Origin of the sequence: Pseudomonas sp. RC10-4-2, assembly GCF_050433085.1 — a bacterium.
Taxonomy (GTDB): Bacteria; Pseudomonadota; Gammaproteobacteria; order Pseudomonadales; family Pseudomonadaceae; genus Pseudomonas; species Pseudomonas aeruginosa.
On the sequence record NZ_JBNPXX010000001.1, the window covers coordinates 474228 to 488222 of the forward strand.

14 protein-coding genes, 1 tRNA gene and 1 pseudogene are annotated in these 13995 nt (G+C 62.4%); 11 read left to right on the plus strand and 5 right to left on the minus strand.

Annotated elements, in window-relative coordinates; all coding sequences use genetic code 11:
• Positions 1-94: 94 nt before the first annotated feature.
• Positions 95-1078, minus strand: coding sequence for a hypothetical protein (locus FHW81_RS02260; RefSeq protein WP_023091068.1), 984 nt, complete (start codon positions 1076-1078; stop codon positions 95-97).
• Positions 1075-1434 carry a nucleotide pyrophosphohydrolase gene (locus FHW81_RS02265; RefSeq protein WP_016562225.1) on the minus strand — a complete coding sequence of 120 codons (360 nt, stop codon included), beginning with the start codon at positions 1432-1434 and terminating at the stop codon, positions 1075-1077. The genes FHW81_RS02260 and FHW81_RS02265 overlap by 4 nt, the downstream gene beginning before the upstream one ends.
• A gap of 197 nt (positions 1435-1631) precedes the next feature.
• Here FHW81_RS02265 and FHW81_RS02270 point away from each other — a divergent pair.
• A pseudogene (locus FHW81_RS02270) lies at positions 1632-2793 on the plus strand (IS3 family transposase).
• A gap of 3 nt (positions 2794-2796) precedes the next feature.
• Here the strand turns inward: FHW81_RS02270 and FHW81_RS02275 are convergent.
• Complete coding sequence (locus tag FHW81_RS02275; protein ID WP_023980159.1) at positions 2797-2982, minus strand: Arm DNA-binding domain-containing protein; 186 nt, start codon at positions 2980-2982, stop codon at positions 2797-2799.
• A gap of 163 nt (positions 2983-3145) precedes the next feature.
• Positions 3146-3232: transfer RNA gene (locus FHW81_RS02280), tRNA-Leu, on the minus strand.
• Positions 3233-3334: 102 nt separating this feature from the next.
• Here FHW81_RS02280 and queA point away from each other — a divergent pair.
• The 6 genes from queA (at position 3335) to FHW81_RS02310 (ending at position 9476) form a co-directional block, all read left to right on the plus strand.
• Complete coding sequence (gene queA, locus FHW81_RS02285; RefSeq protein ID WP_106120610.1) at positions 3335-4378, plus strand: tRNA preQ1(34) S-adenosylmethionine ribosyltransferase-isomerase QueA; 1044 nt, start codon at positions 3335-3337, stop codon at positions 4376-4378.
• Positions 4379-4390: 12 nt separating this feature from the next.
• On the plus strand, positions 4391-5509 hold the full coding sequence (tgt, locus tag FHW81_RS02290) for a tRNA guanosine(34) transglycosylase Tgt (protein WP_003100607.1): 1119 nt from the start codon (positions 4391-4393) through the stop codon (positions 5507-5509).
• A gap of 43 nt (positions 5510-5552) precedes the next feature.
• A complete protein-coding gene (gene yajC, locus FHW81_RS02295) occupies positions 5553-5891 on the plus strand; it encodes a preprotein translocase subunit YajC (RefSeq protein ID WP_003092856.1) in 339 nt (112 codons plus the stop codon).
• 59 nt (positions 5892-5950) lie between these two features.
• A complete protein-coding gene (gene secD, locus FHW81_RS02300) occupies positions 5951-7813 on the plus strand; it encodes a protein translocase subunit SecD (protein ID WP_003100609.1) in 1863 nt (620 codons plus the stop codon).
• A 10-nt stretch (positions 7814-7823) separates the two neighbouring features.
• Positions 7824-8744 (plus strand): protein translocase subunit SecF, encoded by a 921-nt coding sequence (gene secF, locus FHW81_RS02305; protein ID WP_003100612.1) that lies wholly within the window; start codon positions 7824-7826, stop codon positions 8742-8744.
• Between the two features lie 183 nt (positions 8745-8927).
• Positions 8928-9476 carry a glycine zipper 2TM domain-containing protein gene (locus FHW81_RS02310; protein WP_003092848.1) on the plus strand — a complete coding sequence of 183 codons (549 nt, stop codon included), beginning with the start codon at positions 8928-8930 and terminating at the stop codon, positions 9474-9476.
• Positions 9477-9580: 104 nt separating this feature from the next.
• Here the strand turns inward: FHW81_RS02310 and suhB are convergent, their stop codons facing one another.
• Positions 9581-10396: a type III secretion system regulator SuhB gene (gene suhB / locus FHW81_RS02315; protein ID WP_034033779.1), complete on the minus strand. Its 816-nt coding sequence runs from the start codon at positions 10394-10396 to the stop codon at positions 9581-9583.
• Between the two features lie 151 nt (positions 10397-10547).
• Here suhB and trmJ point away from each other — a divergent pair, with 151 nt between their 5' ends.
• From trmJ to FHW81_RS02335, 4 genes are all read left to right on the plus strand, one after another.
• Positions 10548-11321: a tRNA (cytosine(32)/uridine(32)-2'-O)-methyltransferase TrmJ gene (trmJ, locus tag FHW81_RS02320; RefSeq protein WP_003092842.1), complete on the plus strand. Its 774-nt coding sequence runs from the start codon at positions 10548-10550 to the stop codon at positions 11319-11321.
• Complete coding sequence (cysE, locus tag FHW81_RS02325; RefSeq protein ID WP_003100615.1) at positions 11321-12097, plus strand: serine O-acetyltransferase; 777 nt, start codon at positions 11321-11323, stop codon at positions 12095-12097. Before trmJ ends, cysE begins: the two co-directional genes overlap by 1 nt.
• Positions 12098-12241: 144 nt before the next feature.
• Positions 12242-12733, plus strand: coding sequence for a Fe-S cluster assembly transcriptional regulator IscR (gene iscR / locus FHW81_RS02330; RefSeq protein WP_003092836.1), 492 nt, complete (start codon positions 12242-12244; stop codon positions 12731-12733).
• A 29-nt stretch (positions 12734-12762) separates the two neighbouring features.
• The gene (locus FHW81_RS02335) at positions 12763-13977 is read left to right on the plus strand and encodes an IscS subfamily cysteine desulfurase (RefSeq protein WP_003092832.1); all 1215 of its coding nucleotides are present in this window, start codon (positions 12763-12765) and stop codon (positions 13975-13977) included.
• Positions 13978-13995 lie beyond the last annotated feature (18 nt).

A 13995-nucleotide genomic window follows, 5' to 3' on the forward strand; every position in this document is an offset into this window, starting at 1 on the left:
ACTTTTCTCCTGCGAGGCCTTTTTGAAGGCGTTAGAGCAATCATAGTTGCCATGAGCGCCTGACTGTGCTCCTTTGATCAGCAGTGTCACGCCGTCAATTTATGTTTGCCAGCTCTGCAGGTTCAAACCCATGAGCATTGAGATGCCAGTCAAAGTACTTTCTGTTCTTTTTGTTCCATACCGACACTTGCTTGCCCAGCACGCTATTGACATAGCTAGCTGTAGCCTCGGTCATTTCGCGAGAAGGATGCATGACGACTTCTCCGTTTCTCACAGAAATGTAGCCATGCTCGAACAATGGATCACAACCAAGCCGGCACATGGGGGCTGCAATATTTTCGATGTCGAGCTTCTCGTCTGAGCTACAAGCAGACCGCCTCTTGATATGTGCCGCTACCAGCAAATGCCGAGGGTATTCCTTAAGGCAAATGCAACAGGTACTGGTGAGTTTGTTTTGGAATAAGTGCCGTACGATGTACTTATGTTCTAATCGAGTGGCACGGTTCGCGACTCCGTCAGTAGGTTGGTTTTGGATGTCATAACGGGCATCCTCCAAGGTGACGTCGTTGTCGCCGTAGTCGTGGTCAAGCTCTGCAAAACCTTCAAGGATCGCTGCGCTCTGCTCCTCGTTGTATCGATAGAAGGAGCGGTCATGTTGGCTGCCGATATGCGCTTGTATGGATTTGAAGCGAATTGCGTGGTGGCGTACATCAGTTACGAAGTAGATGTTTTCCCATGTGATGCCAGATGAGGCATCTGCCCAACCCCATAGCTTCAAGGCAAGATCGCGATTATGCGTACGATGAGTAAAGCAGGCACTGACTGTGACGACTGCTTTAGTGTTGAAGATGACGGTGTCACCTGGCTCCATGGTAAGCCAGGCATTTCTTGTTCTAGGTGATGCAAGTCCCCAGATGAAAAGCTTGCCGTCGGGGTATGCGGAATGCAGCTCAGCTCGCAACTCAGGCTCTAGCAAGTCTTCGACTTCACTGAGCTGCACTGGGTTGAGAATGGTGGTCTGTAGATTCTTGCGTGCAGTATCGTCCGAGCAGGGTTGGTAGACTACTCGGGCAGTCATTTGCTTCTCCTCGAGTACTTGACTGCGTTTCCCTTGGCTTGGTCGATGGGGTACTTCTCCGCGTTCCTTTTAAGCTTAGTTTGGGCGGCAGTTGCCAAGTTTATATTGAGGCGATCAGCTAGCCGAATTAGGTAAAGCAATACATCGGCCATCTCTTCTTCGATGCCTTCCAAGGCTTCACTCGACAAAGCTACCCGCTCGCTTTGCTCTGGGGTCAGCCATTGGAAGCGTTCAAGTAACTCGCCCGCTTCGCCAGATAGCGCCATAGCGAGATTCTTGGGGGTGTGGAATTGGTTCCAGTCACGTTCGGAGGCGAACTTGGCTAGCTCCGTCTGCAGATGCTTCAAGACGTCCATGAGGAGAGATTCACGAGTATTGCTGTAGGAATTTGGACGTTAGCTTGTAGGGTCTTTCGTGTCTAGGGCGGTCAATAGAGGATATCTGGGTGAAATAGCTTCGGGCTGACTGCTGTATCGATGAGGGGCGGTTGTAGTGGTCTACTGATCCCGGACACCGATTTAGGCGAGAATCCTCGCCGTGAAAGAGGTGTCTGATGAGCAAGCAACGACGTACGTTTTCCGCCGAGTTCAAACGAGAGGCCGCGGCACTGGTGTTGGACCATGGCTACAGCCATATCGACGCCTGCCGTTCGCTGGGGGTGGTGGATTCGGCCTTGCGCCGTTGGGTGAAACAGCTCCAGCAGGAGCGCGATGGCGTGACCCCGAAGAGCAAGGCGCTCACCCCCGAACAGCAGAAGATCCAGGAGCTGGAGGCTCGGATCAACCGGCTGGAGCGGGAGAAAGCGATCCTAAAAAAGGCTACCGCTCTCTTGATGTCGGACGAACTCGATCGTACGCGCTGATAGACCAGTTGAGTAAGCAGGAGTCGGTGGAGGTGGTCTGTTCAGCTTTCGATGTGGCGCGGTCTTGCTACTACGTCCACCGTCTTCGACGTCGTCGGGTCGATGCGCGCCGCGTGGCGCTACGCAGCCAGGTCAACCAGTTGTTCAGCCAGAGTCGGGGCTCGGCCGGCAGCCGCAGCATCCTGGGCATGCTGCGCGAAGAGGGCGTGACCATCGGTTGTTTCCGGGTGCGTCGGTCGATGCGTGAGCTGGGCTTGGTCAGCAAGCAACCGGACTCGCATGCCTGCAAACAGGCCACGGTTGAGCGGCCGGATATCCCGAATCGGCTGAACCGCGAATTCGCGACCGAGCATCCCAATCAGGTGTGGTGTGGCGACATCACCTACGTCTGGGCGCAAGGCCGTTGACACTACCTGGCCGCGGTGCTGGATCTGCATACCCGGCGGGTGATCGGCTGGGTGTTCTCGGCCAAGCCGGATGCCGAGCTGGTGATCAAGGCCCTGGACATGGCCTACGAACAGCGCGGCAAGCCACAGCAGGTGCTGTTCCATTCAGACCAGGGCAGCCAGTACGCCAGCCGCCTGTTTCGGCAACGGCTCTGGCTCTATCGGATGCAGCAGAGCATGAGCCGCCGGGGCATTGCTGGGATAACTCGCCGATGGAGCGCCTGTTCCGCAGTCTGAAGTCGGATCGGGTCCCGTCAACGGATTACCTGATGGCGCGGGAGGCCCAACGGGACATCAGTCATTACCTGATGCACCGCTACAACTGGATCAGGCCGCATCAATTCAACGACGGGCTACCGCCTGCGGTGGCCGAAGAAAAACTCAACCCACTGTCCGGGATGGGTTGACCACTACATCGTTGGATAGGTGCCGAGCGCCAACCCTTTCTCAGTCCCTCTCACTAGGTATTTGAGTCGCCACAGTTTCGAACCGTGGGGATTCACCTCCAGGAAGAGGCTGGCGCCGGCACTTACCTTGTAGGGACGGTCTTTGGGCTGCAGGGCTGAGAAGCCCGAGTCGTCTAGGGTTGCGCTCATTCTGGGGGAATCGTCCTTGACCGAACTCAGATTCCCCCATATATGCCCCCAAATCGATGGGCTTACAAGGGTTTGGTTGGGAATCGCAGGCAACAAAAAACCGGCCAGAGGGCCGGTTCTTCGTGGGTTTCGGGATTTCTTGGGAAGTCCTGAAACAATGTGGTGGTGCCTCGGGAGAGACTCGAACTCTCACTCTGTCGCCAGAAACGGATTTTGAATCCGCCGCGTCTACCGATTCCGCCACCGAGGCAATGGCGGCGCAGTATAGGGAGGCGCCTACCGTTGGTCAATCGGGTTCGTGGCGGGGAAAACACATTTCCGGTAAGCTACGCGGCCTTTCGAGAGTCTCCCCATGCGTGTCGCCGATTTTCATTTCGACTTGCCCGAGGCCCTGATCGCCCGTCATCCCCTGCCTGAACGCCGCGCAAGCCGCCTGTTGGCGCTGGATGGCCCGACGGGAACCCTCGCCCACAGACAATTCGCCGATCTCCTGGACTACCTGCGTCCGGGCGACCTGATGGTGTTCAACAATACCCGGGTGATCCCGGCGCGCCTGTTCGGCCAGAAGGAATCCGGCGGCAAGCTGGAAGTCCTGGTCGAGCGCGTGCTCGACCAGCACCGGGTGCTTGCCCACATACGCGCCAGCAAGGCGCCCAAGCCCGGCACGCGGATCCTCGTCGAAGGCGGTGGCAGCGCGGAGATGCTGCAACGCCACGACGCCCTGTTCGAACTCGCGTTCGCCGAACCCGTGCTGCCTTTGCTGGAGCGGGTCGGGCACATGCCGTTGCCTCCCTATATCGACCGACCGGACGATGCGGCCGACCGCGAGCGCTACCAGACCGTCTACGCCCGGCGCGCCGGTGCGGTGGCGGCCCCGACCGCCGGCCTGCACTTCGATGAGGCGCTGCTCGAGGCGATCCGCGCGAAGGGGGTGGATACCGCCTTCGTTACCCTGCATGTCGGCGCCGGTACCTTCCAGCCGGTGCGTGTCGAGCGTATCGAGGACCATGTGATGCACCGCGAATGGCTGGAGGTCGGCCAGGACGTGGTGGACGCGGTTTCCGTCTGCCGGGCCTGCGGCGGCCGGGTAGTCGCCGTCGGCACCACCAGCGTGCGCTCGCTGGAAAGCGCGGCACGCGACGGTGAGCTGAAGCCCTTCAGCGGCGACACCGACATCTTCATCTACCCGGGCCGGCCGTTCCATGTGGTCGATGCCCTGGTCACCAACTTCCACCTGCCCGAATCCACCCTGCTGATGCTGGTCTCGGCCTTCGCCGGCTACCCGGAGACCATGGCCGCCTACGCCGCGGCGGTGGCGCAGGGCTATCGCTTCTTCAGTTACGGTGATGCCATGTTCATCACCCGCAATCCCGCGCCCCGCGGACCCGAGGACTGATCCATGAGCTTCATGAACTTCGAGCTGCTGGCGACCGACGGCAAGGCCCGTCGCGGCCGCCTGACCTTCCCCCGCGGCGTGGTCGAGACCCCGGCCTTCATGCCGGTGGGCACCTACGGCACGGTGAAGGGCATGTTGCCGCGCGACATCGAGGACATCGGCGCGCAGATCATCCTCGGCAACACCTTCCATCTCTGGTTGCGCCCGGGCACCGAGGTGATCCAGCGCCACGGCGACCTGCACGACTTCATGCAGTGGAAAGGCCCGATCCTCACCGATTCCGGCGGTTTCCAGGTGTTCAGCCTGGGAGCCATGCGCAAGATCAAGGAGGAGGGCGTGACCTTCGCCTCGCCGGTGGACGGCGCCAAGGTCTTCATGGGGCCGGAGGAGTCCATGGCGGTGCAACGCGCCCTGGGCTCGGACATCGTGATGATCTTCGACGAATGCACGCCGTACCCGGCCGACCATGACGTCGCCAAGCGCTCCATGGAGCTGTCGCTGCGCTGGGCCAAGCGCTCGAAGATCGCCCATGGCGATAGCCCGTCGGCGCTGTTCGGCATCGTCCAGGGCGGTATGCACGAGGACCTGCGCCTGCGCTCGCTGGATGGCTTGCAGGAGATCGGCTTCGACGGCCTGGCCATCGGTGGTTTGTCGGTGGGCGAGCCGAAGGAAGAGATGATCCGCGTGCTCGATTTCCTGCCGCCGCAGATGCCGGCCGACAAGCCGCGCTACCTGATGGGAGTGGGCAAGCCGGAAGACCTGGTGGAAGGCGTGCGCCGCGGCGTGGACATGTTCGACTGCGTGATGCCGACGCGCAATGCGCGCAACGGCCACCTGTTCGTCGACAGCGGGGTGATCAAGATCCGCAACTCGGTACACAAGCACGACGACTCCACGCTCGACCCGACCTGCGACTGTTACACCTGCAAACATTTTTCCCGCGCCTATCTGCACCACTTGGACAAGTGCGGGGAAATGCTCGGTAGCATGCTCAATACCATCCACAACTTGCGGCATTATCAGCGGGTTATGGCTGGTTTGCGCGAGGCAATCCAACAGGGTACATTGGCCGCCTTTGTCGATGCCTTCTATGCCAAGCGCGGCCTTCCCACGCCGCCGCTGGATGCCTGACTTTCCTTTATCCAACTCTATTGCTTTGTGACAGGAGTGCTACATGAGCTTTCTAATTCCCGCTGCCTACGCCGACGCAGCCGCTCCGGCAGCCGCTGGCCCGGCCGGCACCGGTTTCGAGTGGGTCTTCCTGGTTGGCTTCCTGGTCATCTTCTACCTGATGATCTGGCGTCCCCAGGCCAAGCGCGCCAAGGAACACAAGAACCTGCTGGGCAACCTGCAAAAAGGTGACGAAGTCGTCACTTCCGGCGGTATCGCCGGCAAGGTGACCAAGGTCGCCGACGATTTCGTCGTCGTCGAGGTTTCCGACAACGTCGAGCTGAAGTTCCAGAAGGCCGCGATTGCCGCGACCCTGCCGAAAGGCACCCTGAAAGCGATCTGATTTTCACCTAAACACATGACGGGGCGCGCAAGGCGCCCCGCGTCATAACGGGCGGTGTCATGCTCAACAAGTATCCTCTGTGGAAATATCTGCTGATCCTGGCGGTCCTCGCCGTCGGGTTCATCTATTCCGCACCCAACCTCTACCCGGACGACCCGGCGGTGCAGATCAGCGGCGCCAGCACGGCGCTGCAGGTCACCCAGGCCGATGTCGACCGCGCTGCCAAGGCGCTGACCGACGCCGGTATCGCGGTGAAGGCCGACAGCCTGTCGAAGAAGGGCGGCCTGATCCGCCTGGTCAAGCAGGACGACCAGCTTCCCGCCAAGGAAGTGGTGCGCCGGACCCTGGGCGACGACTACGTGGTGGCGCTGAACCTGGCCCAGACCACTCCCGAGTGGCTGCGCAAGCTGGGCGGCAGCCCGATGAAGCTCGGCCTAGATCTGTCCGGCGGTGTGCACTTCCTGCTGGAAGTGGACATGGACAAGGCGGTCGATGCCCGCCTGAAGGTCTATGAAAGCGAAGTGAAGAGCCTGCTGCGCAAGGAGCGCGTGCGCTACCGCAGCCTGCCGATCCAGGATCGCGCGATCCAGCTCGGTTTCACCGACAGCGAATCCCTGGACAAGGCGCGCAGCCTGATCGCCAAGGACTTCCGCGATTTCGAGGTCGTGCCCGAAGAGCGCAACGGCCTGCAGGTCCTGCGCGTCGCCCTGACCCAGGCCAAACTGGCGGAAATCCGCGAATACTCCATCAAGCAGAACCTCACCACCGTCCGCAACCGGGTCAACGAGCTGGGCGTATCCGAGCCGCTGGTTCAGCGCCAGGGCGCCAATCGCATCGTGGTCGAGCTGCCGGGCGTGCAGGACACCGCGGAAGCCAAGCGGATCCTCGGCAAGACCGCCAACCTAGAATTCCGCCTGGCCGCCGAGCCGGACGCCCTGAAGTCCGCCACCGAGACCTTCGAGTTCCGCGAGCCGCGCCGGCCGCCGGTGCCGCTGGAGCGCGGGGTGATCATCACCGGCGACCAGGTCACCGACGCCAGCGCCAGTTTCGACGAGAACGGCCGCCCGCAGGTGAACATCCGCCTGGATGGCCATGGCGGCGAGCTGATGAACCGCGCCACCCGCAACAACGTCGGCCGCAGCATGGCGGTGGTGTTCATCGAGCAGAAGCCGGTGACCCGCTACACCAAGCAGATGGTCGATGGCGTCGAGAAGGAGGTCGCGGTTCCGGCGTTCAAGGAAGAGAAGCAGATCATCAGCCTGGCGACCATCCAGTCGCCGCTGGGCAACCAGTTCCGTATCACCGGCCTCGATGGCCCGGGCGAGTCCTCCGAGCTGGCCCTGCTGCTGCGTGCCGGCGGCCTGGCTGCGCCGATGTACTTCGCCGAAGAACGCACCATCGGCCCGAGCCTGGGGGCGGACAACATCGCCAAGGGTATCGATGCGTCGCTCTGGGGCATGCTCTTCGTATCGCTGTTCATCATCGTCATCTACCGTTTCTTCGGCGTGATCGCCACCGTTGCGCTGGCCTTCAACATGGTCATGCTGGTGGCGCTGATGTCGATCCTCGGCGCGACCCTGACCCTGCCGGGCATCGCCGGTATCGTGCTGACCATGGGCATGGCGGTGGACGCCAACGTGCTGATCTTCTCGCGGATACGCGAGGAACTGGCCAATGGCATGTCGGTCCAGAGGGCGATCCACGAAGGCTTCAACCGTGCCTTCACCGCGATCCTCGACGCCAACCTGACCTCGCTGCTGGTCGGCGGCATCCTCTACGCCATGGGCACCGGCCCGGTGAAAGGATTTGCCGTGACCATGTCGCTCGGCATCATCACCTCGATGTTCACGGCCATCATGGTCACCCGCGCAATGGTCAACCTGATCTTCGGCGGGCGTGACTTCAAGAAGCTGTGGATCTAAGGGGACTGAGATGAATATCAAGATCGGTACCATCAACTTCATGGGCATCCGCAACGTCGCGTTTGCCGTCACCCTGATCCTGACCGTCATCGCCCTGGGCAGCTGGTTCACCAAGGGCATCAACTTCGGCCTCGACTTCACCGGCGGTACGCTGATCGAGCTGACCTACGAACAACCGGCCGATCTCGGCAAGGTGCGTGGTCAACTGGTCGGCGCCGGCTACGAGGACGCCGTGGTGCAGAGCTTCGGCGACGCCCGCGACGTGCTGGTGCGGATGCCCAGCGAGGACCCGGAACTGGGCAAGAAGGTCGCTACCGCCTTGCAGCAGGCCGATGCCGGCAACCCGGCGAACCTGAAGCGGGTCGAGTACGTCGGCCCGCAGGTGGGTGAAGAACTGCGCGACCAGGGCGGCCTCGGCATGCTCCTGGCGCTGGGCGGCATCCTGCTGTACGTCGGCTTCCGCTTCCAGTGGAAGTTCGCCCTCGGTGCGATCCTCTCGCTGGTGCACGATGCGATCATCGTGATGGGCGTGCTGTCGTTCTTCCAGGTGACCTTCGACCTGACCGTCCTCGCCGCTGTGCTGGCGGTGGTCGGTTACTCGCTGAACGACACCATCGTGATCTTCGACCGGGTGCGCGAGAACTTCCGCGTGCTGCGCAAGGCCGATCTGGTCGAGAACCTGAACATCTCCACCAGCCAGACCCTGTTGCGTACCATCGCCACCTCGGTTTCCACGCTGCTGGCTATCGCCGCGCTGCTGTTCTTCGGCGGCGACAACCTGTTCGGTTTCTCCATCGCCCTGTTCGTCGGTGTAATGGCGGGTACCTACTCGTCGATCTACATCGCCAACGTGGTATTGATCTGGCTGAACCTGACCAGCGAGGACCTGATCCCGCCGCAGGCCAAGGACACCGTCGACGATCGCCCCTGAGGCGCTCTGGTTCGGCACTCCGGCGCCTGCCGGTCACTCGAGGACTCCCGCTTTTGGCGGGAGTTTTCGTATCTGCGCCAACGAAACGTTTGTCGGGAGCCTGGAACTTGGTGGTTTTTGCCCAGTCCTAGGCAAGGCAAAGGGCGAACATAGCCCGCATTGGATGAAAGCCAGGAGGTACATGTGAACAAGTCGATGCTCGTCGGGGCCGTTCTGGGTGCCGTAGGCGTGACCGCAGGTGGCGCGGTAGCCACCTATAGCCTGGTGGATCGCGGTCCCGACTACGCCGAGGTCGTCGCTGTCCAGCCGGTCAAGGAAACCATCAAGACGCCGCGCCAGGTCTGCAAGGACGTGGCCGTGACCCGCCAGCGTCCGGTCAAGGACCAGCACCAGATCGCCGGTACCGCCATCGGTGCGGTGGTCGGCGGCTTGCTGGGCAACCAGATCGGCGGCGGTACCGGCAAGAAGATCGCCACCGTGGCCGGCGCCGTCGGCGGCGGCTACGCCGGCAACAAGGTGCAGGAAGGCATGCAGGAGCGTGACACCTACACCACCACCGAAACCCGCTGCAGCACCGTGCACGACAGCAGCGAGAAGGTCGTCGGCTATGACGTGAAGTACATGCTCGACGGCAAGGCCGGGCAGATCCGCATGGAGCGCGATCCGGGCAGCCAGATCCCGGTCGACAAGAATGGCCGGCTGATCCTCAGCCAGGGCGAAACGCTGCGCTGAGCCTGACTGTCGCAATGATGCACAAGGGCGCCCGCGGGCGCCCTTGTGCATTTTCATGGAGATGAAAAACCCGGCGCCAGGCCGGGTTCTTCGTCAGCGGCGGATCAGTGCTTCAGCGACGGCGGCAGGTGCGGCTGGATGGTGGTCAGCAGTGCCTTGAAGCATTTGGTGTTGCCGGCGACGATGTGACCCTTCTCGAGGAATTCGTGGCTGCCGGTGAAGTCGCTCACCAGGCCGCCGGCTTCCTGTACCAGCAGGGCGCCTGCCGCCATGTCCCATTCGGACAGGCCGAATTCCCAGAAGGCATCGTAGCGTCCGGCGGCGACGTAGGCCAGGTCCAGACTGGCGGCGCCGGCGCGGCGGATGCCGGCGGTCTGGCCGACCAGGCTGCGGAACATGTTCAGGTAGTTGTCGAGATTGTCGATCTGGTTGTCGCGGAACGGGAACCCGGTGCCGAGCAGGGCGCCTTCCAGGCTCTTGCGGCCGCTGACGCGCAGGCGACGACCGTTGAGGGCGGCGCCGCGGCCGCGGCTGGCGGTGAATTCTTCCTGGCGCACCGGGTCGAGGACCACGGCGTGCTCCAGGCGGCCCTTGTACTTGCAGGCGATGCTCACGGCGAAGTGCGGTACGCCATGGATGAAGTTGGTGGTGCCGTCCAGCGGATCGATCACCCAGAGGTAATCGGCGCCCTCGCCGCTGCCTTCGATGAAGCCGCCTTCCTCGCCCATGATCGCGTGAGTCGGATAGGCCTTGCGCAGCGCGGCGACGATGGTCTGCTCGGCGGCGCGATCGACTTCGGTCACGTAGTCCTTGGCATCCTTCTCGTTGACCGAGATGACATCCAGGCGTTCGATGGAGCGGAAAATCAGTTCACCGGCGCTGCGAGCGGCGCGCAGGGCGATATTCAGCATAGGCTGCATGGAGAGGTCACCTGGGTCGTTAAAGAAAGCCGGCCATTCTAGCAGAAACCGATGGCGTTTGAAGGGCGACCTGTCGGCCGCATGGTATAAAGCTGACCTCTGCTGTAGGATTTCACACCCTTCAGTAACTTGGCGTTGGAGAGCATCGGCGTTGCTCGACCGTATTCGTGTGGTGTTGGTCAACACCAGTCATCCCGGCAACATCGGCGGGGCGGCCCGTGCCATGAAGAACATGGGCCTGTCGCAACTGGTGCTGGTGCAGCCGGAAAGCTTTCCCCACGGCGACGCGGTGGCGCGGGCTTCCGGCGCCACCGACATCCTCGACGCCGCAAGGGTGGTGGACACCCTGGAAGAGGCCCTGAGCGGCTGCAGCGTGGTGCTCGGCACCAGCGCCCGCGACCGGCGGATTCCCTGGCCGCTGCTGGATCCGCGCGAGTGCGCGACGACCTGCCTGGAGCACCTGGAGGCGAATGGCGAGGTGGCCCTGGTATTCGGGCGCGAATATGCGGGTTTGACCAACGAAGAATTGCAGCGCTGCCAGTTCCATGTGCATATCCCCTCCGATCCCGAGTTCGGCTCGCTGAACCTGGCGGCCGCGGTCCAGGTGCTCACCTACGAGGTGCGCATGGCGTGGCTGGCGGCCCAGGGCAAGCCGACCAAGATGGAAAAGTTCGAGTCCACCTCGATGCTCAACACCGAGCTGGTGACGGCCGACGAGCTGGAACTCTATTACGCGCATCTGGAGAGGACGCTGATCGATATCGGCTTCCTCGATCCGGAGAAGCCGCGCCACCTGATGTCGCGGTTGCGGCGCCTGTATGGGCGCAGCGCGATCAGCAAGCTGGAAATGAATATCCTGCGCGGGATCCTGACCGAAACCCAGAAGGTGGCCCGAGGCCTGTCCTACAAGCGGAGTGACGACTGATGTTCGAACGTGTGCGTGAAGATATCCAAAGCGTATTCCACCGTGATCCGGCGGCTCGCAACGCACTCGAGGTCCTCACCTGTTATCCGGGCCTACACGCCGTCTGGCTGCATCGGCTGGCCCACGGCTTGTGGACGTCCGGCTGGAAGTGGCTGGCGCGCCTGGTGTCCAATTTCGGCCGCTGGATGACCGGCATCGAGATCCACCCGGGGGCCAGGATCGGCCGGCGCTTCTTCATCGACCACGGCATGGGTATCGTCATCGGCGAAACCGCCGAGATCGGCGACGACGTCACCCTCTATCAGGGTGTTACCCTGGGCGGCACCACCTGGAACAAGGGCAAGCGCCACCCCACCCTCGGCAACAACGTAGTGGTCGGTGCCGGTGCCAAGGTGCTCGGCCCGTTCACCGTCGGCGAGGGCGCCAAGGTCGGCTCCAACGCCGTGGTGACCAAGGAAGTCCCGCCGGGTGCCACCGTGGTCGGCATTCCCGGGCGGATCATCATGCGCGAGGACTCCGAGCAGCAGGCCAAGCGCCAGGCGATGGCGGAGAAGCTCGGCTTCGATGCCTATGGGGTCAGCCAGGACATGCCGGACCCGGTGGCGCGTGCCATTGGTCAGTTGCTCGATCACCTGCAGGCCGTCGACGGCCGGCTCGAGGGCATGTGCCAGGCGCTCACCGCCCTGGGTAGCGACTACTGCGCGAAGGACCTGCCGGTATTGCGCGAGGAAGATTTCGCCGGAGTCAAGGATGAGGACGGCAATCCGGCCGCGTAATGCGCGGCCGGCGGCTTTCTGCTAGCATGTAGCGCCCTGAATTTGCCTAATCCTGAGTAATTTGATCGGTCTTATAGTTGACCTAATTACTCGGATAAGAGCATAATCCGCGTCAACCCCGAATGATCCCGATGGGAAAAGCCCATGCGTCTGACCACCAAAGGCCGCTACGCCGTAACCGCCATGCTCGACCTGGCGCTGCATGCTCAGCAAGGTCCGGTCTCGCTGGCCGATATCTCCGAACGCCAAGGCATTTCCCTGTCCTATCTCGAACAGCTGTTCGCCAAGTTGCGCCGTGGCAACCTGGTGACCAGCGTGCGCGGCCCGGGCGGCGGCTACCAGCTGTCCCGCCATATGTCGGGCATCCATGTGGCGCAGGTGATCGACGCGGTCAACGAATCCGTCGATGCGACCCGCTGCCAGGGGCAGGGCGATTGCCACTCCGGCGATACCTGTCTGACCCACCACCTGTGGTGCGACCTCAGTTTGCAGATCCATGAGTTCCTCAGCGGCATCAGCCTGGCCGATCTGGTCAGCCGCCAGGAGGTCCAGGAGGTCGCGCTGCGCCAGGACGAACGCCGTTGCTCAGGCAAGACGCCTCGTCTCGACAAGATTGAAGCGTCCGCCATCGACTGAGCAGGGCGCCAGCCTGTAGGAGTTACCTGATGAAATTGCCGATCTACCTCGATTACTCCGCGACCACTCCCGTCGATCCCCGCGTCGCCCAGAAAATGAGCGAATGCCTGCTGATGGACGGCAACTTCGGCAACCCGGCTTCGCGTTCCCACGTGTTCGGCTGGAAAGCCGAAGAAGCCGTGGAAAACGCCCGTCGCCAGGTGGCCGAACTGGTCAACGCCGATCCCCGCGAGATCGTCTGGACCTCCGGCGCCACCGAGTCCGACAACCTGGCGATCAAGGGCGTCGCGCACTTCTACTCGGGCAAGGGCAAGCACATCATCACCTCGAAGATCGAGCACAAGGCGGTCCTCGACACCTGCCGCCAGCTGGAGCGCGAAGGTTTCGAAGTGACCTACCTGGAGCCGGGCGAAGATGGCCTGATCACTCCTGCTCTGGTCGAGGCGGCGCTGCGTGACGACACCATCCTGGTCTCGGTCATGCACGTGAACAACGAGATCGGCACCGTCAACGACATCGCCGCCATCGGCGAGCTGACCCGCTCCCGCGGCGTGCTGTTCCACGTCGACGCCGCACAGTCGACCGGCAAGGTCGAGATCGACCTGGACAAGCTCAAGGTCGACCTGATGTCCTTCTCCGCGCACAAGACCTACGGCCCGAAAGGCATTGGCGCGCTCTATGTCCGGCGCAAGCCGCGCGTTCGCATCGAGGGCCAGATGCACGGCGGCGGCCACGAGCGCGGCATGCGCTCCGGCACCCTGGCCACCCACCAGATCGTCGGCATGGGCGAGGCGTTCCGCATCGCCAAGGAAGAAATGGCCCAGGAGAACGCCCGCGTGCTGGCGCTCCGCGACCGCTTCTTCGCGCAGATCGACGGCCTGGAAGAGCTCTACATCAACGGCAGCATGACCTCCCGCGTCCCGCACAACCTCAACGTCAGCTTCAACTACGTCGAGGGCGAGTCGCTGATCATGGCGCTCAAGGACCTCGCGGTCTCCTCCGGTTCGGCCTGTACCTCGGCGTCCCTGGAACCGTCCTACGTATTGCGCGCCCTGGGCCGCAACGACGAACTGGCGCATAGCTCCATCCGCTTCACCTTCGGTCGCTTTACCACCGAGGAAGAGATCGACTATGCCGCGAAGAAGGTGGTCGAGGCCGTTTCCAAGCTGCGCGAACTGTCGCCGCTGTGGGATATGTACAAAGAGGGCGTCGACCTGTCCCAGGTCGAATGGCAGGCGCACTGAGCGCCTCGTGCCCCGGAA